20 protein-coding genes are annotated in these 20,772 nt (G+C 41.5%); 14 read left to right on the top strand and 6 right to left on the bottom strand.

All coding sequences use genetic code 11. The annotated features are described in order from the left end of the window. Nucleotides 1-115 precede the first annotated feature (115 nt). The gene (locus tag DLJ48_RS00850; protein ID WP_128685062.1) at nucleotides 116-760 is read right to left on the bottom strand and encodes an IMPACT family protein; all 645 of its coding nucleotides are present in this window, start codon (nucleotides 758-760) and stop codon (nucleotides 116-118) included. Continuing rightward, nucleotides 757-2,046: a replication-associated recombination protein A gene (locus DLJ48_RS00845; RefSeq protein ID WP_128685060.1), complete on the bottom strand. Its 1,290-nt coding sequence runs from the start codon at nucleotides 2,044-2,046 to the stop codon at nucleotides 757-759. Before DLJ48_RS00845 ends, DLJ48_RS00850 begins: the two co-directional genes overlap by 4 nt. A gap of 231 nt (nucleotides 2,047-2,277) precedes the next feature. Between DLJ48_RS00845 and rpsL the strand changes: the two genes are divergently transcribed. The 5 genes from rpsL (at nucleotide 2,278) to ribF (ending at nucleotide 7,330) form a co-directional block, all read left to right on the top strand. Next, nucleotides 2,278-2,691 (top strand): 30S ribosomal protein S12, encoded by a 414-nt coding sequence (gene rpsL, locus DLJ48_RS00840; protein ID WP_128685058.1) that lies wholly within the window; start codon nucleotides 2,278-2,280, stop codon nucleotides 2,689-2,691. A gap of 11 nt (nucleotides 2,692-2,702) precedes the next feature. Beyond that, nucleotides 2,703-3,173, top strand: a complete 471-nt coding sequence (gene rpsG / locus DLJ48_RS00835) for a 30S ribosomal protein S7 (protein WP_128685055.1) — start codon at nucleotides 2,703-2,705, stop codon at nucleotides 3,171-3,173. 21 nt (nucleotides 3,174-3,194) lie between these two features. Then, nucleotides 3,195-5,306 (top strand): elongation factor G, encoded by a 2,112-nt coding sequence (fusA, locus tag DLJ48_RS00830; protein WP_128685053.1) that lies wholly within the window; start codon nucleotides 3,195-3,197, stop codon nucleotides 5,304-5,306. A 187-nt stretch (nucleotides 5,307-5,493) separates the two neighbouring features. Beyond that, complete coding sequence (truB, locus tag DLJ48_RS00825; RefSeq protein WP_128685052.1) at nucleotides 5,494-6,390, top strand: tRNA pseudouridine(55) synthase TruB; 897 nt, start codon at nucleotides 5,494-5,496, stop codon at nucleotides 6,388-6,390. Next, nucleotides 6,377-7,330, top strand: a complete 954-nt coding sequence (gene ribF, locus DLJ48_RS00820; protein ID WP_128685050.1) for a riboflavin biosynthesis protein RibF — start codon at nucleotides 6,377-6,379, stop codon at nucleotides 7,328-7,330. Before truB ends, ribF begins: the two co-directional genes overlap by 14 nt. A gap of 9 nt (nucleotides 7,331-7,339) precedes the next feature. Here ribF and DLJ48_RS00815 read toward each other — a convergent pair whose 3' ends face one another. After that, complete coding sequence (locus DLJ48_RS00815) at nucleotides 7,340-7,879, bottom strand: GNAT family N-acetyltransferase (protein WP_128685048.1); 540 nt, start codon at nucleotides 7,877-7,879, stop codon at nucleotides 7,340-7,342. A 92-nt stretch (nucleotides 7,880-7,971) separates the two neighbouring features. Between DLJ48_RS00815 and grpE the strand changes: the two genes are divergently transcribed. From grpE to DLJ48_RS00795, 4 genes are read left to right on the top strand one after another with little or no spacing between them, the layout of a single operon-like run. Then, entirely contained in the window at nucleotides 7,972-8,547 is a 576-nt protein-coding gene (gene grpE / locus DLJ48_RS00810; protein WP_128685046.1) for a nucleotide exchange factor GrpE, read from the top strand. A gap of 12 nt (nucleotides 8,548-8,559) precedes the next feature. Continuing rightward, the gene (gene dnaK, locus DLJ48_RS00805) at nucleotides 8,560-10,404 is read left to right on the top strand and encodes a molecular chaperone DnaK (protein WP_128685044.1); all 1,845 of its coding nucleotides are present in this window, start codon (nucleotides 8,560-8,562) and stop codon (nucleotides 10,402-10,404) included. 35 nt (nucleotides 10,405-10,439) lie between these two features. Further along, complete coding sequence (locus DLJ48_RS00800) at nucleotides 10,440-11,360, top strand: DnaJ C-terminal domain-containing protein (protein WP_128685042.1); 921 nt, start codon at nucleotides 10,440-10,442, stop codon at nucleotides 11,358-11,360. Between the two features lie 16 nt (nucleotides 11,361-11,376). Beyond that, nucleotides 11,377-11,688 (top strand): DUF7671 family protein, encoded by a 312-nt coding sequence (locus tag DLJ48_RS00795; RefSeq protein WP_128685040.1) that lies wholly within the window; start codon nucleotides 11,377-11,379, stop codon nucleotides 11,686-11,688. On the opposite strand, the gene DLJ48_RS00790 is transcribed toward DLJ48_RS00795, so the two are convergent. Then, nucleotides 11,671-13,626: an alpha/beta hydrolase family protein gene (locus tag DLJ48_RS00790; protein WP_128685038.1), complete on the bottom strand. Its 1,956-nt coding sequence runs from the start codon at nucleotides 13,624-13,626 to the stop codon at nucleotides 11,671-11,673. The genes DLJ48_RS00795 and DLJ48_RS00790 overlap by 18 nt on opposite strands. A gap of 301 nt (nucleotides 13,627-13,927) precedes the next feature. On the opposite strand from DLJ48_RS00790, the gene DLJ48_RS00785 reads away from it, so the two are divergent. The 5 genes from DLJ48_RS00785 (at nucleotide 13,928) to DLJ48_RS00765 (ending at nucleotide 19,718) form a co-directional block, all read left to right on the top strand. Next, nucleotides 13,928-14,386, top strand: coding sequence for a toxin-antitoxin system YwqK family antitoxin (locus DLJ48_RS00785; RefSeq protein WP_243148613.1), 459 nt, complete (start codon nucleotides 13,928-13,930; stop codon nucleotides 14,384-14,386). Nucleotides 14,387-14,435: 49 nt separating this feature from the next. Continuing rightward, nucleotides 14,436-14,891, top strand: a complete 456-nt coding sequence (locus DLJ48_RS00780; protein WP_128687036.1) for a nucleoside deaminase — start codon at nucleotides 14,436-14,438, stop codon at nucleotides 14,889-14,891. A 139-nt stretch (nucleotides 14,892-15,030) separates the two neighbouring features. Further along, complete coding sequence (locus DLJ48_RS00775) at nucleotides 15,031-16,680, top strand: glycosyltransferase family 4 protein (protein WP_128685036.1); 1,650 nt, start codon at nucleotides 15,031-15,033, stop codon at nucleotides 16,678-16,680. Next, nucleotides 16,680-18,194 carry a glycosyltransferase gene (locus DLJ48_RS00770; protein ID WP_243148611.1) on the top strand — a complete coding sequence of 505 codons (1,515 nt, stop codon included), beginning with the start codon at nucleotides 16,680-16,682 and terminating at the stop codon, nucleotides 18,192-18,194. The genes DLJ48_RS00775 and DLJ48_RS00770 overlap by 1 nt, the downstream gene beginning before the upstream one ends. 111 nt (nucleotides 18,195-18,305) lie before the next feature. Continuing rightward, the gene (locus DLJ48_RS00765; RefSeq protein WP_128685032.1) at nucleotides 18,306-19,718 is read left to right on the top strand and encodes an NAD-dependent succinate-semialdehyde dehydrogenase; all 1,413 of its coding nucleotides are present in this window, start codon (nucleotides 18,306-18,308) and stop codon (nucleotides 19,716-19,718) included. Between the two features lie 48 nt (nucleotides 19,719-19,766). Here the strand turns inward: DLJ48_RS00765 and DLJ48_RS00760 are convergent, their stop codons facing one another. Next, the gene (locus DLJ48_RS00760; protein WP_128685031.1) at nucleotides 19,767-20,102 is read right to left on the bottom strand and encodes a hypothetical protein; all 336 of its coding nucleotides are present in this window, start codon (nucleotides 20,100-20,102) and stop codon (nucleotides 19,767-19,769) included. Nucleotides 20,103-20,123: 21 nt separating this feature from the next. Beyond that, nucleotides 20,124-20,648, bottom strand: a complete 525-nt coding sequence (locus tag DLJ48_RS00755; protein ID WP_128687035.1) for a MarR family winged helix-turn-helix transcriptional regulator — start codon at nucleotides 20,646-20,648, stop codon at nucleotides 20,124-20,126. Nucleotides 20,649-20,772 lie beyond the last annotated feature (124 nt).

Below are 20,772 nucleotides of genomic sequence, written 5' to 3'. Positions count from 1 at the left end.
AGTTGTAAGGCAAAAACTGATAGTTAAGATCGACGCGTACAGCCGAGTGCTTGTACTTATTATATCAGCTCCCTCAGATTTTAAACGCATCTAAGACTATTTTTCGGAGCAACTGCTATTGATCGTTTTCTTTGGTCAAAATGGGTAACAATATTTTACCCGTCTGTTTTAAATCAATTTTACCGGCAAAAGAATTTATCAGCAGCTGTTGAAGTTCGGGACTGCGGCTGGTTAGCAGGTAACAGTCTGCTTGAATTTGACCAGCATACATCATATTGGTGACTTTGATGTTATGTATTTTAGCAAAATAATTAAATTGATCGATCATGGCGTAATCAAACACCGCTTGAATTATATCAAAACTGGTTAAAAACGCGAGGTCAGCCCGGTTGACCACTTGACTAGCTGATTGTGAATAAGCGCGAATCAAGCCGCCGGCCCCCAGCTTGATACCACCGAAATATCGCGTGACTGTGATTAAAACGTTGACTAATTCATTTTTTAAGATCGCATCCAAGATTGGCTTACCAGCTGTTCCGGAAGGCTCGCCGTTGTCTGACATGCGTTGTATTTCTCGCTGCAAACCAATTGTATAAGCGAAAGCGACATGATTGGCATCGGTGTGAAGCTGCCTATTGGTCTGGATCGTAGTTTTGGCTTGTCTTTCGTCTTGGATAGGCCAAATATCTGCGATGAAACGGGATTTCTTAACAATGAATGTCTCTTGAAAATGTCTTTTGATCGTGATTGTCTGCGTCAATCTTTTAAACCTTTTTGCTGATTTTCTTTTAATTTGTTATAGGTCTCAAATAATAACTGCTCATACTTGGAATTTCCTTTTGCTTGAAAATATCGCTTATCTTTAATTTTATTTGGTAAATATGCTTGGGCAACCCAATCATTTGGAAAATCGTGTGGATAAAGATAATCAATTTGCTGATTTTTGGTCTTACCCCAATTGCGTGTGTTTTTTAATTGGATCGGGACATCGCCTGTACCACCTTTTTCGATATCAGTCATGACGTTGTTGATTGCCATATAGGCAGAATTTGATTTTGGCGATAAAGCCAACTCGATCACAGCGTTTGCCAGTGGAATTCTTGCTTCAGGAAGGCCTAGCTGCAGTGCAGCTGTCACTGCTTGAACAGCATGAGCGGCGGCGTTCGGATTAGCCAGACCCACGTCTTCGTAGGCAATTACTAGAAGGCGTCTTGCCGCAATGGCTAGATCACCAGCTTCGAGAATTCGTCCAAGGTAATAGATGCCTGCATCAGCATCTGAACCGCGAATGGATTTTTGAAAAGCAGAGATGACATCGTAATGTGCGTCGCCGTTTTTATCTCCAGACATGGATTTACGCTGAATGGTTTCTTCAACAATTGGCAAGGTAATATGAATTTGCTGTTTTTTGCCGCTAGCTTTTGTTGATAAAACAGCGAGTTCCAGACCGTTTAAAGAACTACGCAAATCACCGTTGGTCGCAATGGCCAAATGTGTTTGTGCGTCTTGGTCCAACTTGATATTGTAATTACCTAGACCGTTTTCTTTGTCAGTTAATGCACGATCAATAGCGGTTTTGATGTCTTGCTCAGAAAGAAGCTCGACCTGAAAAATTTGTGTCCTTGATCGGATGGCCGGTGTAACTGATAAATATGGATTTTCAGTTGTAGCACCAATCAAAATGATGCGGCCTGATTCTAAGTGAGGCAGCAAAAAATCTTGTTTTGCCTTATCGAGTCGGTGGATCTCATCTAAAAGCAAAACGACTGAACCCGACATTTTTCCTTCTTCAGCAACCTCTTGCAGCTCTTTTTTGCCATCGGTCGCAGCATTTAAAATTCGAAAGGAAAGATCGGTTGACCCGGCTATTGCTGAAGCGATCGATGTTTTGCCTGTGCCTGGAGCACCATACAATATCATAGAAGATAAGCGGTGCGCTTGGACCATACGCCAAATAATTTTGCCTTTGCCGATCAGCTGTTGTTGGCCAACGACGTCTTCAATTTTTTTTGGCCGCATACGGTAGGCTAAGGGCTGATTATTCATATCATCTATTTTAGTGTAAAGGGCAGGATAATAAAATAATTCGGCTGCAAAAACTAGCACACATCGGTTGACGGTTCGACCCAGATGTTATATACTATTTGCGTGCTTTCTTGCGCTTTTGTGCGGTTTAAGGCATTTTTTAAAGTCCAAATTAGGACACGCCTGGTACTGTGGATGAGCCATAGAAAAAGCAAGAAAAACTCAGTATTATCAATATTTTAGGAGAAATATATGCCAACTATTAACCAATTAGTTCGCAAGCCTCGTAAGCCAAAGACGTTTAAGTCTAAGGTACCAGCTTTGAACTTTGGATATAACTCAATGTCCAAAAAGCAAACTAACAACACTGCTCCTCAAAAGCGCGGCGTTGCAACTCGTGTCGGAACAATGACACCAAAGAAGCCTAACTCAGCCCTTCGTAAGTACGCCCGTGTGCGTCTTTCGAACCAGTATGAAGTGACAGCCTATATTCCGGGAATCGGTCATAACTTACAGGAACACTCTGTGGTTTTGATCCGTGGCGGACGTGTTAAGGATCTTCCTGGTGTTCGTTATCATATTATTCGTGGTGCCCTTGATACTGCCGGTGTTGAAGGCCGTATGAATGGACGTTCAAAGTATGGCGCAAAGCGTCCAAAGAAGTAAGGAGTAGACCAATGCCTAGAAAAGCTTATACAAAGCAACAAGAAGTGTTGCCAGATCCAATTTATAATTCAAAACTTGTTAGTCGTTTGATTAACAAGTTAATGCTTGATGGAAAACGCGGAACTGCTTCGTCGATTCTTTACAAAGCCTTTGGACGTATTCAGTCCGAGACTGGTAATGATCCGGTCGAAGTATTTGGCAAGGCTATGGATAATGTGATGCCTGTTCTTGAAGTTAAGGCTCGCCGTGTCGGTGGTTCTAACTACCAGGTTCCGATTGAAGTGCGTCCGGAACGAAGGACTACTTTGGGTCTTCGCTGGATCGTTCAGTATGCGCGTTTGCGTTCTGAACGGACAATGGAAGAACGCCTTTCCAAAGAGATCATGGATGCTGCAAATGGTACCGGCGCTTCAGTGAAGAAGCGTGATGATACACATAAAATGGCTGAGGCTAACCGTGCCTTTGCTCATTATCGTTGGTAATTAGGTTAAGAAGGAGATTATATGGCTACTCGTGAATTCCCTCTAGAGAGAACCCGTAATATTGGAATTATGGCTCATATTGATGCCGGCAAAACGACAACAACTGAACGAATTCTTTATTATACGGGAAAAATTCATAAGATTGGTGAGACCCATGATGGCGCCTCACAAATGGACTTCATGGATCAGGAGAAGGAACGTGGCATTACGATTCAATCCGCAGCCACGACTGCCATTTGGCATGGTTTCCACGAACAATGGAAAGAGACTCCTTATCGTGTCAATATTATTGATACACCGGGCCACGTTGACTTTACGATTGAAGTTGAGCGGTCACTGCGTGTTTTGGATGGTGCGATTGCTGTTTTGGATGCCGCTGCTGGCGTTGAACCGCAGACTGAAACTGTCTGGCGCCAAGCGACTACTTATGAAGTTCCTCGTTTAGTATTTGTTAACAAAATGGACAAGCTGGGTGCTGATTTTCAGATGTCGGTCGATTCTTTGAAAGATCGTCTAGATGTTAATGCAAAGGCGATTCAGTGGCCAATTGGTGCTGAAGATGATTTCGCTGCTGTGATTGATTTGGTCCAGCGTGAAGCCTGGTATCCTGATGATAAATTAGGAACCGAATGGGAAAAACGTCCGATTCCTGATGACTTAAAGGATCTGGTTGAAGAAAAACGTGAAGAATTGATCGAAGCTGTTGCTGATGTTGATGATCAGCTAATGGAAAAGTATTTGGGTGAGGAAGCGATTTCTGTTGCTGACCTCAAAGCTGCTATTCGTCGCGCGACTTTGGCTTTGAAGTTCTATCCAGTTTTGGCCGGATCTGCTTATAAAGATAAGGGCGTTCAGCTGATGCTTGATGCGGTCGTTGATTATTTACCATCACCGCTGGAAGTTCGTCCATATACTGCGACTGATCCCGATACTGACAAAGAAGTTGATTTGATGGCTGATGATGCAAAACCATTTGCAGCTTTAGCTTTCAAAATCATGACTGACCCTTATGTTGGCCGTCTAACCTTTATTCGTGTTTATACTGGTACTTTAAAGTCGGGTTCTTATGTTCAGAACACGACGAAAGGTACTCGTGAGCGTGTTGGCCGTTTGCTTCAAATGCATGCGATCACGCGTACTGAAATTGATGAAGTATTTTCTGGTGATATCGCTGCTGCGATTGGTTTAAAAGCCACTTCGACAGGTGATTCATTAACTTCAGTTGACCATCCATTGATTCTGGAATCAATGGACTTCCCTGACCCGGTTATTCAAATGGCTGTTGAGCCTAAGACAAAAGCCGATCAGGAAAAGATGGCTGAAGCTTTGCAAAAACTGTCCGAAGAGGACCCATCGTTTCACGCTGAAACGAATCCCGAAACCGGTCAAACGCTTATTTCCGGCATGGGCGAACTGCATTTAGACATCATGGTTGATCGTATGCGCCGTGAGTTTAATGTTGATGTCAATGTTGGTACCCCACAAGTTGCTTACCGTGAAGCCTTTACAAAAACAGTGCAGGCGCAAGGCAAGTATATTCGTCAGTCTGGTGGTAAAGGACAGTATGGTGATGTTTGGGTTGAATTTTCGCCTAACGATGAAGGTAAAGGATTTGAATTCGATAATGCGATCGTTGGTGGTGTTGTTCCTCGTGAATATATCCCAGCCGTTGAGCAGGGCTTAAAAGAGTCCATGCAGTCAGGTCCTTTGGCTGGTTATCCGTTAGTTGATTTGAAAGCCAAGCTTTACGATGGCAGCTATCATGAAGTTGATTCATCTGAAGCGGCCTTTAAGATCGCTGCTTCAATGTCATTGCGTGCTGCTGCTAAGACAGCCGGCGCTGTGATTTTGGAACCGATCATGAAAGTTTCGATCGTTAGCCCGACTGATAATCTTGGTGACGTGATGGGACACGTTTCTGCTCGTCGCGGCATGATCGAAGATCAGGAGAGCCACGGTAACACCGTTACTGTGACAGCTAAAGTACCTTTGGCCGAAATGTTTGGCTATACAACGACTTTACGTTCTGCAACGCAGGGACGCGGTACTTTCCAAATGTTCTTTGACCACTATGAGGCTGTACCGCGTAATGTCCAAGAAGATATTATTAAGAATTCTGGTAAAGAAGCTTAATTTTGACAATAAGTTTTTAAAAAACGGGGAGACCCGTTTTTTTGTGTTTAAAATATTCCGAAAAGGGCAAAAACCCGTAAAATTAAGTTTGTGGTCATTTTACAGATTTGTTTGCTCAGCATTTAAAAAAGTAAGCGATCAACCTATTTTATTTTAAAAAAATCAGTCGTTACAAGGAGAATAGTACATGTACAACGGAATTGTGCTCGTTGATAAACCGGCAGGACTGACTAGTTTTGATGTCGTGGCCAAATTGAGACATGTTTTCCATCAAAAGGAGATCGGGCATACGGGTACTTTGGATCCATCGGTCACGGGGTTATTAGTCATCGTGCTTGGAAAGGCAACGAAACTGATTGATTTTCTCCAGCAAAATCAAAAACAGTATCGTGGAACGCTGATTCTTGGGATCAAAACCGATACACAAGACATGGATGGTCGTGTGACTGAGGTGCAATTTTTGCCGTCACCAGTTTCAGACGACCGCAAAAGGACGATATTTGAGAGTTTTATTGGTAGTTCCAAACAAATTCCACCAATGTATTCAGCGGTCAGAGTCAATGGCAAACATCTGTATGAGCTGGCTCGCAAAGGGCAAACGATCGAACGACGGGCTAGAGAAATTAATGTGACAGATTTCCACCAGATTGGCAGCGTTAATTTTGACGCTGCCAAGGGTCAAGAATTCATTAATTTTACCGCAACTGTTTCCAAAGGAACTTATATTCGAACTTTGGTAGAGGATTTTGGTGCGAGAATGAGTCTGCCAGCGACAATGGCGAAACTGCGTCGGGTCAAAGCCGATAGTTATGATATTGAGGATGCTTATGATTTGGATGAGATTTTAAATAGTCAAGACCCAAAACGATTTGTGATGCCATTAGAAAAATTATTGCCTGGTCTAGCTAAATACTCGATCAGCGAGAGTGACTGGGAATTGGTCAAAAATGGCGGTTGGTTAAAAAAACTGCCCATTTCTGTTTCCCTAGTAAAAATTTTCTACAACCAAAGTTTCCAAGCAATTTATCAAAATGATCAAGACTTGTACAAGCCTCTAAAGATGCTGATTCATGAAAATAATTAAGTTACAATTTCCAAATACATACGAAAATCCCAAAAAAGAATTCGTACTGGCGATGGGCTACTTCGACGGTCTTCATTTAGGCCATCAAGCCGTTCTTAACAAAGCTAAGGATTTAGCCGAAAAGCAGCAGTTAAAACTGGCTGTCCTGACTTACGACCAGTCTCCGACAAGTTTCTATGATCCGGATCCAGCTTTGAAGTTTCCGATCCTGCCCCTGCAGGAAAAACTGGCCATGTTAGCGGATCTTGCCGTAGATACCAGCTATGTGATCAATTACAGCCTTGATTTCGGCTCTCAGAGCCCGCAATCCTATGTAGACCACTATTTAGCCAAGCTTGGTGCGATTGCTGTTGTGGCTGGTTTTGACCATACATACGGGTCGCTTGCAAAAAAAGCTGATATGGATCACTTGCCTGGTTACGCAGCGGGCCGTTTTCAAGTTGTGGCGGTCAATGAATTTGCTGATTTTTCAGGTAAAATATCCTCAACTCGTATCCGCCAATTATTGATTAAAGGCGATTTAAGAGCCGCTAATGCTTTGTTAGGCTATCAATATCAGACAGTCGGCAAGGTGGTTTATGGCAATCAAATAGGTCGCAAACTAGGTTTTCCGACAGCTAATTTAAGCTTGAATGAAAAACAATTGTTGCCAAAAACAGCTGTGTATGCTGTCAGAACGAAGATTCTGACTGGCAAACTTGCAGGTCGCTTTTTCGACGGTATGGCTTCGATCGGTCATAATCAAACCTTTGGCGACGATAATCCAATGACGATCGAAATTAATTTATTCGCTTTTTCTGCTGACATTTATAATGAAAAAATCGCTGTTTTTTGGATTGATTATTTGCGAGAACAAGTTAAATACAGCAACGTTACAGAGCTTATTTCGCAGCTCAAGCAGGATCAAATTAACAGTCAAAGAATTTTAGGCCAAAAATAAATAAAGCGTTTATTTTTGACTATTTGCGAGTATTAACTGATACGCCAGCCTAGCGTTGTCTGCATAATCCTGAACGTAAATCACGCCACGCTTTTGGAAGCCTAACTTTTCACCAATATGCTGCATGGCGAAGTTGATACGATGTGTATCGAAACGAACCTGATTGAAGCCTAGCCGGTTTGATTCTTGAATAAGCGATTTGAAGAAAAGACTAGCCAGATGTTGACCGGTATATTGATCAGAAATTGCAATACGATGAATAGTTGTATAATGCAAGTTATTAGCTTCCAACCAAAAACCTTGCTCGATGTCTGTATATGTTGTTTCAGGAATCTGCATCAAAGCAGCCACGCCGGCAATTTTGTCATCAACAGTTAGCAGGTAGGACCATTTTTTTTCGATATCATTTGTAAACGACTCTTTATTTGGGTAAGTGCCTTGCCATTGCGGTGATCCGGCAAGTTTTAAACGTGCTTTAGCATCAGCGATGATTTGCATTATTTCTGATAAATCTTTTAAATTAGCTAATCTGATCGCGATATTCGACATAATTTTCAATTATATCAAAAAAAATGTTTGACCAATCTTGACTATTTGACCAATATTGTTTATTATTTTCTGGTACGAATTGAGGTGATCTTTTGGTAGAAAAGAAGAAATCACAGGCTAAAAAAGAAGAGAAGCCGGCAACGGAAGCGGAAATCGAAAAAGCTGTTAAGGGGTCGAAAAATGATTCACAGCTCATTGACGAGAAAAGTCATGATTCGAAAGTTGAAGCTACACCAGTCATTGATTATGAAGACAAATTTTACCGAGCTGAAGCGGAAAACCAGAATATGCAACAGCGTTTTGAAAAAGAGCGTGCCAATATTTTAAAATACGAGGGTCAGGATTTGGCTAAGAGTATTTTACCGGCGCTCGATAATTTGGAGCGTGCCTTGGTGATCAGTACTGACGACGAAGCTTCAAAAAAACTTCTTGCTGGCATTGAGCTAACGCACAAATCTTTAAGCAATGCATTAATGCAGAGCGGTATTACTGAAGTTGGCAAAGTCGGTGATCAATTCGATCCCAATCTTTACAACGCAATTCAAAAGACACCGATTGATGATCCGGCCAAACAGCAAGAAGATACGATCGCAGTTATCTTACAAAAGGGATATCAGTTGCATGACCGGATCCTGCGTCCGGCAATGGTTAGTGTTTATACAAAATAAGGAGGACTTTAAATGTCAAAAATTATTGGTATTGATTTAGGAACAACTAATTCAGCTGTTGCTGTTATGGAAGGCAGCCAGCCGAAAATTATTACAAATCCGGACGGTGGACGGACGACACCATCGGTCGTTGCTTTTAAAAATGGTGAGGTGCAGGTTGGTGATGTTGCAAAACGCCAGGCGATCGTTAACCCTGACACGATCTCATCGATTAAGCGCCACATGGGTGAAAGCAATTATCGCGTTAAAGCCAATGGCAAGGAATATCGCCCTGAAGAAATTTCAGCGATGATTTTGCAATACATCAAGAAATATGCTGAGGATTATCTTGGCGAGACAGTTAGTGACGCTGTGATTACGGTTCCAGCCTACTTTAACGATGCTCAACGTCAGGCAACGAAAGATGCTGGTAAAATTGCCGGTTTGAATGTGCAGCGGATCATTAACGAACCAACGGCCGCTGCTTTAGCTTTTGGTCTTGATAAATTAAATAAGGATCAAAAGATTCTGGTTTATGATCTTGGTGGTGGTACTTTTGATGTTTCGATCCTTGAATTGGGTGATGGTGTCTTTGAAGTGCTGTCAACTAATGGCGACACACATCTTGGTGGCGATGATTTCGACCAAAAGGTTATCGACTGGTTGGTCGCTGACTTCAAAAAGGAAAATGGTGTTGATTTGTCAACAGATTCATTGGCCTTGCAGCGTTTGAAAGACGAGGCTGAAAAAGCTAAGAAAACTTTGTCTTCAGCTAACGAAGCTCAGATCCTGTTGCCATTTATTCATCAAAACTTGAATATTGATAAAACTTTAACTCGAGCACAATTTAATCAATTAACAGCTGCATTAGTTGACCGTGCTAAGGTACCGGTTCAAAATGCGATGAAAGATGCCGGCTTGAGTTTTTCTGATATTGATGAAATCATTCTTAACGGCGGTTCAACTCGTATTCCTGCTGTCCAGGAGTCAGTTAAAGAACTGTCAGGCAAGGAGCCTAACCATTCAATCAATCCTGATGAAGCCGTTGCTTTGGGTGCGGCTGTACAAGGTGCTGTGATTACGGGCGATGTTAAAGATGTTGTGTTGCTAGATGTTACACCTCTGTCGCTTGGTATTGAAACAATGGGTGGCGTTATGACCAAGCTGATCGACCGTAATACGACGATCCCAACTTCAAAGTCGCAAGTCTTTTCAACGGCCGCCGATAATCAGCCTGCTGTAGACATTCATGTTTTGCAAGGTGAACGTCCAATGGCTGCTGATAACAAGACTTTGGGCAACTTCCAATTGACAGATATTCCAGCTGCACCACGCGGTATTCCGCAGATCGAGGTCAGCTTTGATATTGATCGTAACGGTATCGTATCCGTTTCAGCCAAAGATAAAGGCACTGGCAAGAGCCAAAAGATCACGATCCAAAATCCTGGCAGTCTCTCAGAGGATGAAATCAACAAGATGGTCAAGGACGCTGAATCTAACGAAGAAGCCGATAAGAAAAAGAAAGATGAAGTTGACTTGCATAACGAAGTTGACCAGTTGATCTTCTCAAGTGAGAAAACGTTGACGGATGTTGGCGATAAATTGACCGACGCTGACAAGAAGCCGGTTCAGGATGCTTTAGCCGACTTAAAAAAAGCTAAGGATTCGAATAATACTGAGACTTTGAAAGAGAAGAAAGATACCCTTGAAAAGGCTGCTCAGGCTTTAGCTGTTAAACTTTATCAGCAGGCAGCACCGAAATCTGGTGATGCTGATGCAGCTGGACAAGCTGGACCAGATGATAAGGCAAAACCAGGTGAAGACGGCAAGACTGTCGATGGCGACTTCAAAGAAGTCAATCCTGACGATAAAAAGTAAATCAAATGCTAGGCTAAAACCTAGCCTACATAACTATGGATAATGAAGAATACTACAAAATTCTCGGTGTGGACAAAAGCGCCAGCCAAGATGACATAAAACATGCTTATCGAAAACTATCGAAGAAATATCACCCAGATCTTAATCACGCTGCTGGTGCCGAGGCTAAGTATAAGCAAGTCCAAGAGGCTTATGAGACCTTAGGTGATTCGCAAAAGAAAGCTGCCTATGATCAATATGGCAAAGCTGGTGCTAATACAGCTGGCGGCCAAGGCGGTTTTCAACAAGGCGGCTTTAATTTTAATGGCCAAGATTTTGGTGATTTTGGTGATATTTTTGGCCAAATGTTTGGTGGTGCTTTCAATCCAAACGCGCCTAGAAAAGGTCGTGATCTCCAATACCGTGTTAATTTAACTTTCGAAGAAGCGGTTTTTGGTAAATCCACGGAAATCAAATATGTCCGTCAAGAGACAGGCGGCAGCTCTAAAGAACATGCAGTAAAGGTAACGATTCCGGCCGGTGTTGAGTCTGGTCAGCAAATGCGTTTATCCGGTCAAGGTGAAGCAGGGACTCATGGCGGACCCTTTGGTGACTTATACGTTGAATTTGTCGTTGCTAAATCAAAAGATGGCTTTGAACGTGAAGGTGCCAATGTTTATTTTGAACAGTCAATTAGCTTCGTTCAGGCTGCACTGGGTGATAAAATCCAAGTCAAAACAGTCCATGGCGATGTCGAGTTGACGATTCCCGCTGGAACACAGACGAACACAGAGTTTCGCTTACGCGGAAAAGGCGCGCCATACGTGAATTCAACACGCATTGGTGATGAGTATGTCAAAGTGATTGTCAAAGTGCCGGAAAGATTGAACGAGAAAGAAAAGAAGGCTTTGACAGCTTATGCACAACTGCGTGGTGAAAATGTGACACCACAAAAAAGAAGAGGACTATTTGGCTAATTAATAGCCTTTTTTTATGAAGAAAAACACCTACAAAGTTCAATTATTTTACGGTGTTCCATTACAACAGAATAGCGATGGCAAATTTGTATATTGTGGTCAGCAGACAAAGCTAGCTGTTTGGCGAACTGGTAAACATACGCGTGGTCACTTCGATGGAATCGGACAACTGTTTTTAACTGAAAATCATCTCGTGATCGTCATTTTAAAGTTTGAAGATCTGCGTTTCAACCAACGGCATCAATTCGTATCGCTCAGTCGTTTTTTAGACAAAAAAATAGACAATTCCGAATTGAATCGCCTAAATCAGTTATTCATGAGAATCTAACCAAGCTTCGATATCCGCTAATCTTTTAAGTCGTAGACTGGGCAAGCCGCTACGAGAAATACCGTGGAAACTTTGCGGGTAGCGAATAAATTTAGTCTCGTTGCCATTTTGTTTGACAGCGGTATAAAATTGCTCAGATTGTTCGATAGGGCAGCGCATGTCCCACTCGCCATGCTGAATCAATAGTGGCGTTTTGACGTTTTTTGCGTATGCTAAAGGCGATCGACGCCAATATTCTTCTAAGCCGCCCTTATCGTATAGGTCCAAACCGAGTTCTGAGACATTAAAGAACCAACCGATATCAGAGGTACCCCACATTGAGATCCAGTTGATAACCGATCGTTGTGTGACAGCAGCGGCGAAACGATTTGTGTGACCAACTGCCCAACTTGTCATAAAGCCGCCATAAGAACCACCGGCGATATATTGGCGCTTTCGATCGAGTTCTGGGAAATGGTCTAATGCGTAATCAAGGCCAGCGATGACATCGCTAAAGTCTTTTTCACCATAGTGACCAATGACAGCTGATTCAAATTCTTGGCCGTAGGTCGTCGAACCGCGTGGATTGACAAACACAACGGCGTAGCCATGGTCAGCATGGACTTGAAATTCGTGGAAAAATGTTTCACCGTAAGCCCCATGCGGACCGCCATGAACATATAACAAAACTGGCACGTTGTGAGCATCTTTTGGGTTAACAGCGTGCATATACCAGCCATCATGTGCCCAGCCATCCTCACTTTGAAAATTAAAGTGCTCCGTCTGAGCATAATCATGTTCTCTTTCGAACTTTAGATTTGGATTGTAGAGTTTAAAAGGGGTATTAGTTTTCAAGTCGAGCTTGATGATTTCGTTGGCTTTATTTTGCGCTGAGAGAGAAAAGGCGATCTGAGCGTTTGGTAGCAGTGCAAAATCGTAAATCTGTGTTTTCTCATTGTAAATGATTCTAAATTGTGTGCCTGAGCCTGTAAACGCCTGTGAATGGCCATGATAACCCGCCGTAAAAAAGTAGTTAGCATTATCGATCCAGGCTAAGACGCGGCCGGATGACTGCTGCTCGAAATCAGCGGCTAAATGGCAATCGATATCGAAGTCGGATCGTTGCGTGATATTCGTTAGATTTTGGCTAGCTGTTTCATAAAGATACAGCTCCTGTTTCGTATTGTTAGTCAGATGCTCATCACTGCCAGCTAATAAAATTTTGCCAGCATCAGGTGAAAAACGAGCATCAAAAAACTGGCCAGTCGGTAATGAACTGCTGATAAATATTTGCCCTTTATTTGCGAAATGATAGGTGTAAATACCTTCGCCAAAATCCAAGTCATTATTTGGCTGATTACTTTCAGCATAAAGCAGCTGCTGATTATCTTGTGAAAGATCCAAAAGACTGATCATGTGGTCTTTTTCAAAAATTTGAACTGAAGCCTGACTATTTGGATCAAATTTAAAAGTTCGATAAACAGCTTTTTCGTCGAACCAGCCGCTGCCGTCCAAACGGCTGACGAGTCTTGTGATTTCGCGAGTATTTGGAAAATCACTGGTCTTAAATTTTGAGTCAATTTCTGATTGCTTTGTCTGATAAATTAAAAAGCTGCCGTCTGGACTGGCAATCAAATCAATCACGTTTGTTTTTTCAAAGGTTTGCTGTTTAGCGACACCGCCATGAAAATTGACTGAAAAAAGTTGCGTTTTTTTTGTTTTTATATCATTGGCTGTGAAATACAGATCATCTCCAGCTACTGTTAAATTTGAATTGATGCCTTTGCCGTTGGCCCAAGTCTGAATCAGACCAGTTTCGTCAATTGATTTTATTTCTGTTTCATAGGCATTATTTTTTTCATCAACTGAATTTTCAACGAAAAACACTTTGCCATCGGCGTAGGCTAGTTGAGAGGTCGATTTTAATTGAAAAAGCCCATTTGCTGTGATTCCTGTCATATGTTCTCCTATTTTTTCTTTTAATTCTAACGGTTTATTCATGCAATTGTTAAAATCAATCAGTAAAATTGAAACTGGAGGTATTTTGATGGCAGACATAAATAACGAAAATTTTTATTTTTGTAAATTTTTTTGCTAGTCTTACTTCATAAGCTGATATTGTTTGAAAATATCAGCTTTGAGGTCAGATTATTTGTCTTAAAAGATACTTTTATCGAGTCATAGAAATTATTTTTTGATATTGAGAGCCTTGGATCGATCGCTTAAATTTTTTCTAAAGCAGGAGACAGCCGTTTTTATTATGAGAATAAGGATCGAACAATTAGAACTGGACTTAAAAATGGATGAAGAAAAAACAATTAAAAATGAAAAAGCCGCGGGCATGCCTGTTACAGGCATATTAAAACGAAAGAGCCGCAAACCTGCCATTGCAGCTAAAAAGAAAGCTACCGCTGAATCTTCGACAGCCAAGCAACCATTAGCGGCTGATTCCGATCATTTTCGTAATGGACAGGCTAAATTTACGGATGTCGCTGGCATTCGAACGATTTATTATATGGCTGGCAATGTCAGATCACGCGGCCCTTTTGATGGTATACACATGCAGGGAGAATGGCAGTTCTTTAAAAACAATGGTCGTCTATCTGAAATCGGTCATTTTAAAGATGATGTCAAAGATGGCAAATGGCTGCGTTTTACCGATAGCGGCATTATCGAAAACAGCCAGAATTATAAAGACGGTGAAATCATTAAAGGCTAACTATTTTGAATATGATTGATAGGATTAATGTATGACTAATGCCATTTATATGCGGCTGGCAATTGAGCAGGCTGATGAAAATCTCGTTCTTAAAGAAGGCGGCCCTTTTGGAGCGGTCGTTACTCGAAATGAAGAAATTATTTGTGCTGCTCACAATATGGTTTTAGCAAACAATGATCCCACTGCTCACGCAGAAATAACGGCCATTCGAAAAGCTTGTGCCATTTTAGGAACTTATGATCTGTCTGATTGTGTTTTATATAGCAGCTGTTATCCCTGTCCAATGTGTTTATCAGCTGCGATTTGGGCTAATATCAAACATATTTATTATGGTAATAGTGCCAAAGATGCGAGTAGGATCGGTTTTCGCGACGATGATATTTATAAATTTATTCAAGCAGGCAAGCAGGGCAGCAAACTTTTAAAAATTGATCAGATCGAGCACGAACGCGCCTTAAAGACTTTTCATAATTACCTAGCTGATTCCCAGCGGCAGCCTTATTGATTTGCTGCGGCTGATTATTTTAATGGTCATTTTATTCGCAATGTTAGGATGTAACTTAAGGCGTTTTAAAGGTCACCAGAAGAGTCCGCACTGAGTTGATTAGTTGTCTGCTCCTTTGGTGAAATGCGAAAGGAACATCATGATTTTTTTTATTAATGCGAATATTCAGAAAAATAGGTCCGGCATCGAACACGCTGAATTAAAACGCGCCGCTTTGTTTCGTGATCATCGTGAGCCTTTTAAAATTCTGTTACAAGAATGGTCGCCACTGCTGCATGAAAATATTGCTGATGCCGGATTAGATGATCATGACATCATTAATATGTTTGATTATTTCCAAGGAACGGAGACTGTTTCCGAGCAGATCATTCACGCTGAAGATATTGATTTTGGTGTCCCGATCGATTCATATGAAGAAGACTCAGAACATAATCGTACCCTGGCTTTTCGTACCATTAAGAGCAGTGATGGCCAGATTCGGCAGCAATTAGTGGCCCGGGTCAATTTTTTCAAGGAATCAGTAGAAAAACGTGTTGCCAGTACAGAAATGTTTGACGGTTTTGGTAATTTGTATGCAGTTAATTTTTATGATTTTCGCGGCTTTGTTTCTTTGATCCAGTGGTATACACAAGATAATAAAATCGGTACCGAGTCTTGGCAAACGCCAGCGGGCCGGGTTGTACTAGAGTCTTTTAATAAAAATGATGCTGTCGGCAAGTATGAAAAATCCGGTTGGCGTTTAATTGAAAAAAATGGCACCGTATACAATTTTCAAACAATTGAAGAACTGACGAAATATTTTCTAGATCTGATTAATGAAACTTATTTCGATAAACAGAAGCCGAATATTTTTATACTCGATCGATCACATCTAGCTGATTGGGCACTTCAAAATCTTAAAAAACCAGCTTATACAGTGATTCACTTACATAATTCTCAAGCCGGCGATCCTAATGATGAACAGCATTCTGTTTTAAACAACCATTACGAATATGTGCTTTGGAATGCCAATCGCTATGACGCCATTATTAGTGCAACGCATAAGCAGAGTCGTGACGTTGCCGCTCGCTTTAAACCTGCCTGCAAGCTGTTTACGATACCAGTTGGTGTGATTCCTTCGGAGCAGTTTGATCAAGCGCATATTTTGATGAAAGATCGTCAATCGCATAAAGTGGTGGCCTTGGCTAGGATCGCACCCGAAAAACGTCTGAATGAATTAGTCAAAGCAGTCGGTATCGCGAGAAAAGAAGTTCCGGACATTAGCTTGGACTTGTATGGTTATCGTGATGGGACCGACAATTTCAAAGCTTATCGCGATATTCAAACGGCAGTTCACGATTTTGGACTTGAGAAGGTCGTCAATGTTCATGATTACACGACAGAAGTCGCCAAAGTCGAAAAGCAAGCACAGATTTTTGCTGTCACTTCGATCATGGAAGGCTTCAATTTGTCTATGATGGAAGGACTTTCTCAGGGGGATGTCGGTCTCACATATGACGTGAATTATGGCCCAAATGAATTAGTTGTTGATGATGAAAATGGCTATATTGTGCCTTATGGCGACTACCGCATGCTGGCACAAAAGATGATTTATCTTTTTTCACATCCTGATCAGCTGCAACAAAAATCAGATCGTGCTTATGAGCTATCACGGCGTTATTCAGAACAAAATGTTTGGACAGCGTGGCAGGCACTGCTGGATGACGCACAATCGAGCTGGTCGACTAAAATGATGTGCTATGCTGATCCGATCCTGGCTGGTTTGGCTGAGAACGGGGAGGCGCTTTGATGTTTTATTTCACATCGGAAAACATTTTTTCCTTCAATTCCGGCACTGAATTTTCTCAGGCTAAGCGAACGCGGCTTTTCAACCTGCATGGTCAAAAAGCCGTCTATGTGACCCGGAACTATAACAATAATCTGCACCAAGGCGCTAAACAACTAGCCTTGACTGATGACGAAGTTTTGAATATGTATGACTATTTTCAAAAAGCCGTTCACCTGCCTCGCAAGAAAATGAATGTGCGTTTTACGTCTGTGATTCCTAAACGTGATTATCAGCTTCAAGGAGTCGATCCGAATTATTCGCTGATTAAATACCAAGGCAGAACATTGGCGCGTGTTAATATTGCACCGCTCTCAGTTGGTTTGGTCGGCAATATTGATTATTACGACAGTTTTGGCAATACCACAGCTACTGATTATTGGGACTGGCGAGGTTTTAAATCATCAACGCAATATTATCATCCTGATGGTCAGCCGTCAGTACAGCGTTTTTATAGTCCGATGGGTGATCTGATGCTGGAAATTATTCGTATGAATATTAGCGGCAAGTTATTTCCGACGATGTATAAGCTTTTCAATTATCGAGGCGGGAATTGGCGGTTTGATAGCGAAAACGACTTGTTCGTTTTTTTCATGAACGAATTATTAGCACAACAGCCTGGTTCAACGATCATTAATGATCGACCGAATATGGCTGAATTAATTGCCCGAACAAGCGGTGCAGCGAAAAAGTTTCAGTACTTGCATGACGTTCATACGGTTGATGCAAGCAATCCGATTCACGGCAAATTAATGCCGGTTTTAGAGCCCTTATTCAAAACTTATGCAGCTGCTTTTGATGGTGTGATTTTGCCAACGATTGATCAAAAACGAGATTTAAGCAGACGATTTCCGAAAATCACTTTTTATCAAGCACCGGATACTTTTATTGGCCAAACACAAAAAAGCGTTTCTCCGAAGATTCTGCATCGGGTCTTGTACTTTGGCCGCTTATCAGAGGAAAAACGACCAGAGCAGGCAATTCGAGCTTTTAGTATCGTTAAAGACGCCATTCCGGATACGATCTTAGAATTTTGTGGCTATCCAAGTTCTGCGGAATTTTTGGCTAAATTAAAAAAACAGATCAGGGATGCCGATTTGGAAAACAGTATCTTATTTCATGATTATGTAACAGGCCAAGCGCGCGATCAAGTTTTGAATCGAGCTGAAATTGTCCTCCAAAGTTCGACTGGCGAGGGTTTCAGCATGTCTGTGTTGGAAGCGATGTCTCACGGACTGCCTGCTGTCGTTTATGATGTGAATTACGGGCCAAGAACTTTTATTAGAAACGGTCAAAACGGCTATCTGATCAAAAATGGCAATTTTGCAGAATTAGCTGAATCTGTTATTAAGATTCTTAAGGATCCTGCCGTATGGAAAACACTTTCGATCGGTGCCTATCAAACAGCCCAAGCATTTAATTCAGAACAGGTTTGGCAGCTTTGGCAGAATACCGGCATTATCAAAGAGGCGCGATAAAATGAGTCTTTTTATATTAATTTCACATATTTGCTTAGAGAATGCGCTTTCATTAAAATAAAGGTGATCAAAGATAATAGCGTCGATCTTTAATCAAGCGAGGAGAAATGAATGGCATATCAAACAATTAGTCCCTATACAAACGAGACAATTAAAACGTATGATTTTTCAGATCAAGCAGATATTGAAAAAGCTTTATCAACAGGTCATGAGCTTTATAAAAAATGGCGTAATGGGCCGCTTGATCAGCGCATTGATATTCTGCACAAAATTGCTAGCTTGTTTCGCGAACGTGAAGACGAATTAGCCACGATCGCAGTTAAAGACATGGGCAAACTGTTCAAAGAAGCTAAAGGCGAAGTTGAGTTGTGTGCTTTGATCGCTGACTATTTTGCAGATCATGGTGCCGAGATGCTGAAACCAACAACTCTCAAAACGATCGCTACTGGTGAAGCAGAGGTTTTGAAACATTCAACTGGTGTTATTTTTGCGGTTGAACCTTGGAATTTTCCTTATTATCAGATCATGCGGGTTTTTGCACCCAACTTTATTGTCGGGAATCCAATGGTCTTAAAGGGACCTTCAAATACACCAGGTTCTTCGGATGTGTTTGGCAAAATAGTACTAGAAGCCGGCGCACCTGAAGGCAGTTTCACAAACTTATTCTTAAATTATGATCAAGCATCTGCCATTGTGGCTGATCCGCGTGTGCAAGGTGTTGCTTTAACAGGTTCTGAACGCGGTGGCCGTGCGATCGCTAAGGCTGCAGGCGAAAACTTGAAAAAGAATACGATGGAATTAGGCGGTACAGATGCCTTTATCGTGTTGGACGACACCGATATTGATCAAGTTGCCGATATTGCTTGGCGGACTCGCTTATATAATGCTGGGCAGGTCTGCACTTCTTCAAAACGATTTATTGTTGCCGATAGTCTTTATGATGAATTTTTGACTCGTTTGAAAGACAAATTCGCTGCAGTTAAGGCCGGTGATCCGATGGATGCCTCGACCACACTAGCACCGATGAACTCTAAGCGGGCTAAAGAAAAACTTCAGCAGCAAGTTGATGATGCTATTAAAGCCGGGGCAACATTATATTATGGTAATGAGCCGATTGATTTGCCAGGACAGTTCTTCCAGCCAACCATTTTGACGGATATTAGCAAGGGCAATCCGGCTTACTCAACGGAAATGTTTGGTCCAGTTGCTTCAGTTTATAAAGTTCATAGTGATCAAGAAGCCATTGATTTGGCCAACGACTCTCATTATGGTTTAGGTGGTATTGTCTTTTCCGGTGACCCGGATCGTGGTGCTAAAGTTGCTTCACAAATTGAAACGGGTATGGTTTTTGTCAACAACTTTATGAGTTCCTTGCCAGAATTACCTTTTGGCGGCGTGAAAGCCTCTGGATATGGTCGTGAGATGAGCCAGCTTGGTATCATGGCTTTTGTCAACGAAGAGCTTATCGTTAAGGCTCAAAAACCAGATCTGAGCAACCCAGCTGGTGGTTTAGTAGCACTTTAAAAATATTTTCCAAGATCAAATAAAAACGAGCTTTAAAAGCTCGTTTTTTTAATGCAGCTGCTGGGCTAACCAATAACCGAAATACAGCCAAGATAATAGTCCATGCCAAATCGTTGTCCAAACATCTTGGTGTGTCGTGTACCAGGTAATACCAGCACTGAGCATGATGCCCAAACCATAAAAATTCATATCGTTGTTAACGGTAATATGCCTATACCAGCGGTGGCTATGTCCATGATTGCCGTCAATAATGACATGATCAGGATGATGCTTGGCCCAATTTCTAAACTTGATATCAATTCGCCGGCCAATTTTACTATTCAGATCATCATCATCAAAATCATCATCTATATCTTCAAAATCACCATCTTCTACTTTTGCCATTATCCCATTCTCCCAAATTTTTTATAAATTAATATGAATATCGCCATCATCGAATCTGAAGTGACGACCGATTGAGTCATTGACCATTTTGCTAATGTAGTCGCCAAAATCAACATCATCTAAATTCTTAGATACACGTTTTAATAAGTTTAATAAAGTCTCTTGCTCTTCTTGTGATAAGCCGGCAAATACTTCTTCGCTAAGATCATCTGCTTCGTCTTTTTTATTTTGCAAAAATTGGTGGCCTTTTTTTGTCAGCTTGATCAAAGTAATTCTTTTATCCGCCGCATCAGGCATACGATCTACAAGGTCATTTTCTTCCAAACGATCAACGAGTCCTGTGATCGAACTAGGCCTAACATCTAAAATCTCTGCAATTTCGCCAACGGACAAACCATCATATTTATCAAGCAGACGCATTAGTCGTGCTTGACCTCGGTGATGGTTACGCTGTCCGCCATGCCTAGGCCCAACCATTAAATAGAAATTAGGATTTTTAGCTAGACCACCGATTGCTTTCATTAATTCATTCGTTGTCTCTGACATCATTTATCCTTTCTTTGTTTTTATTAATATTACGACAATAGTTAGGATATGTCAATAAAAACGAACTAATAAATAAAATAAAATCATTTCCATTGAGAAATGATTTGTGTTAAGCGTTCAAATT

Source organism: Oenococcus sicerae (assembly GCF_004102045.2).
Taxonomy (GTDB): domain Bacteria; phylum Bacillota; class Bacilli; order Lactobacillales; family Lactobacillaceae; genus Oenococcus; species Oenococcus sicerae.
This window is presented reverse-complemented; position numbering and strand designations above follow the sequence as displayed.

What these genes read in the sequence shown, in the direction of transcription:
- DLJ48_RS00845 (WP_128685060.1), bottom strand. Translation starts at nt 2,046, where the DNA reads ATGAATAATCAGCCCTTAGCCTACCGTATGCGGCCAAAAAAAATTGAA.
- rpsL (WP_128685058.1), top strand. Translation starts at nt 2,278, where the DNA reads ATGCCAACTATTAACCAATTAGTTCGCAAGCCTCGTAAGCCAAAGACG.
- rpsG (WP_128685055.1), top strand. Translation starts at nt 2,703, where the DNA reads ATGCCTAGAAAAGCTTATACAAAGCAACAAGAAGTGTTGCCAGATCCA.
- fusA (WP_128685053.1), top strand. Translation starts at nt 3,195, where the DNA reads ATGGCTACTCGTGAATTCCCTCTAGAGAGAACCCGTAATATTGGAATT.
- truB (WP_128685052.1), top strand. Translation starts at nt 5,494, where the DNA reads ATGTACAACGGAATTGTGCTCGTTGATAAACCGGCAGGACTGACTAGT.
- ribF (WP_128685050.1), top strand. Translation starts at nt 6,377, where the DNA reads ATGAAAATAATTAAGTTACAATTTCCAAATACATACGAAAATCCCAAA.
- DLJ48_RS00815 (WP_128685048.1), bottom strand. Translation starts at nt 7,879, where the DNA reads ATGTCGAATATCGCGATCAGATTAGCTAATTTAAAAGATTTATCAGAA.
- dnaK (WP_128685044.1), top strand. Translation starts at nt 8,560, where the DNA reads ATGTCAAAAATTATTGGTATTGATTTAGGAACAACTAATTCAGCTGTT.
- DLJ48_RS00800 (WP_128685042.1), top strand. Translation starts at nt 10,440, where the DNA reads ATGGATAATGAAGAATACTACAAAATTCTCGGTGTGGACAAAAGCGCC.
- DLJ48_RS00795 (WP_128685040.1), top strand. Translation starts at nt 11,377, where the DNA reads ATGAAGAAAAACACCTACAAAGTTCAATTATTTTACGGTGTTCCATTA.
- DLJ48_RS00790 (WP_128685038.1), bottom strand. Translation starts at nt 13,626, where the DNA reads ATGACAGGAATCACAGCAAATGGGCTTTTTCAATTAAAATCGACCTCT.
- DLJ48_RS00785 (WP_243148613.1), top strand. Translation starts at nt 13,928, where the DNA reads ATGAGAATAAGGATCGAACAATTAGAACTGGACTTAAAAATGGATGAA.
- DLJ48_RS00780 (WP_128687036.1), top strand. Translation starts at nt 14,436, where the DNA reads ATGCGGCTGGCAATTGAGCAGGCTGATGAAAATCTCGTTCTTAAAGAA.
- DLJ48_RS00775 (WP_128685036.1), top strand. Translation starts at nt 15,031, where the DNA reads ATGATTTTTTTTATTAATGCGAATATTCAGAAAAATAGGTCCGGCATC.
- DLJ48_RS00770 (WP_243148611.1), top strand. Translation starts at nt 16,680, where the DNA reads ATGTTTTATTTCACATCGGAAAACATTTTTTCCTTCAATTCCGGCACT.
- DLJ48_RS00765 (WP_128685032.1), top strand. Translation starts at nt 18,306, where the DNA reads ATGGCATATCAAACAATTAGTCCCTATACAAACGAGACAATTAAAACG.
- DLJ48_RS00760 (WP_128685031.1), bottom strand. Translation starts at nt 20,102, where the DNA reads ATGGCAAAAGTAGAAGATGGTGATTTTGAAGATATAGATGATGATTTT.
- DLJ48_RS00755 (WP_128687035.1), bottom strand. Translation starts at nt 20,648, where the DNA reads ATGTCAGAGACAACGAATGAATTAATGAAAGCAATCGGTGGTCTAGCT.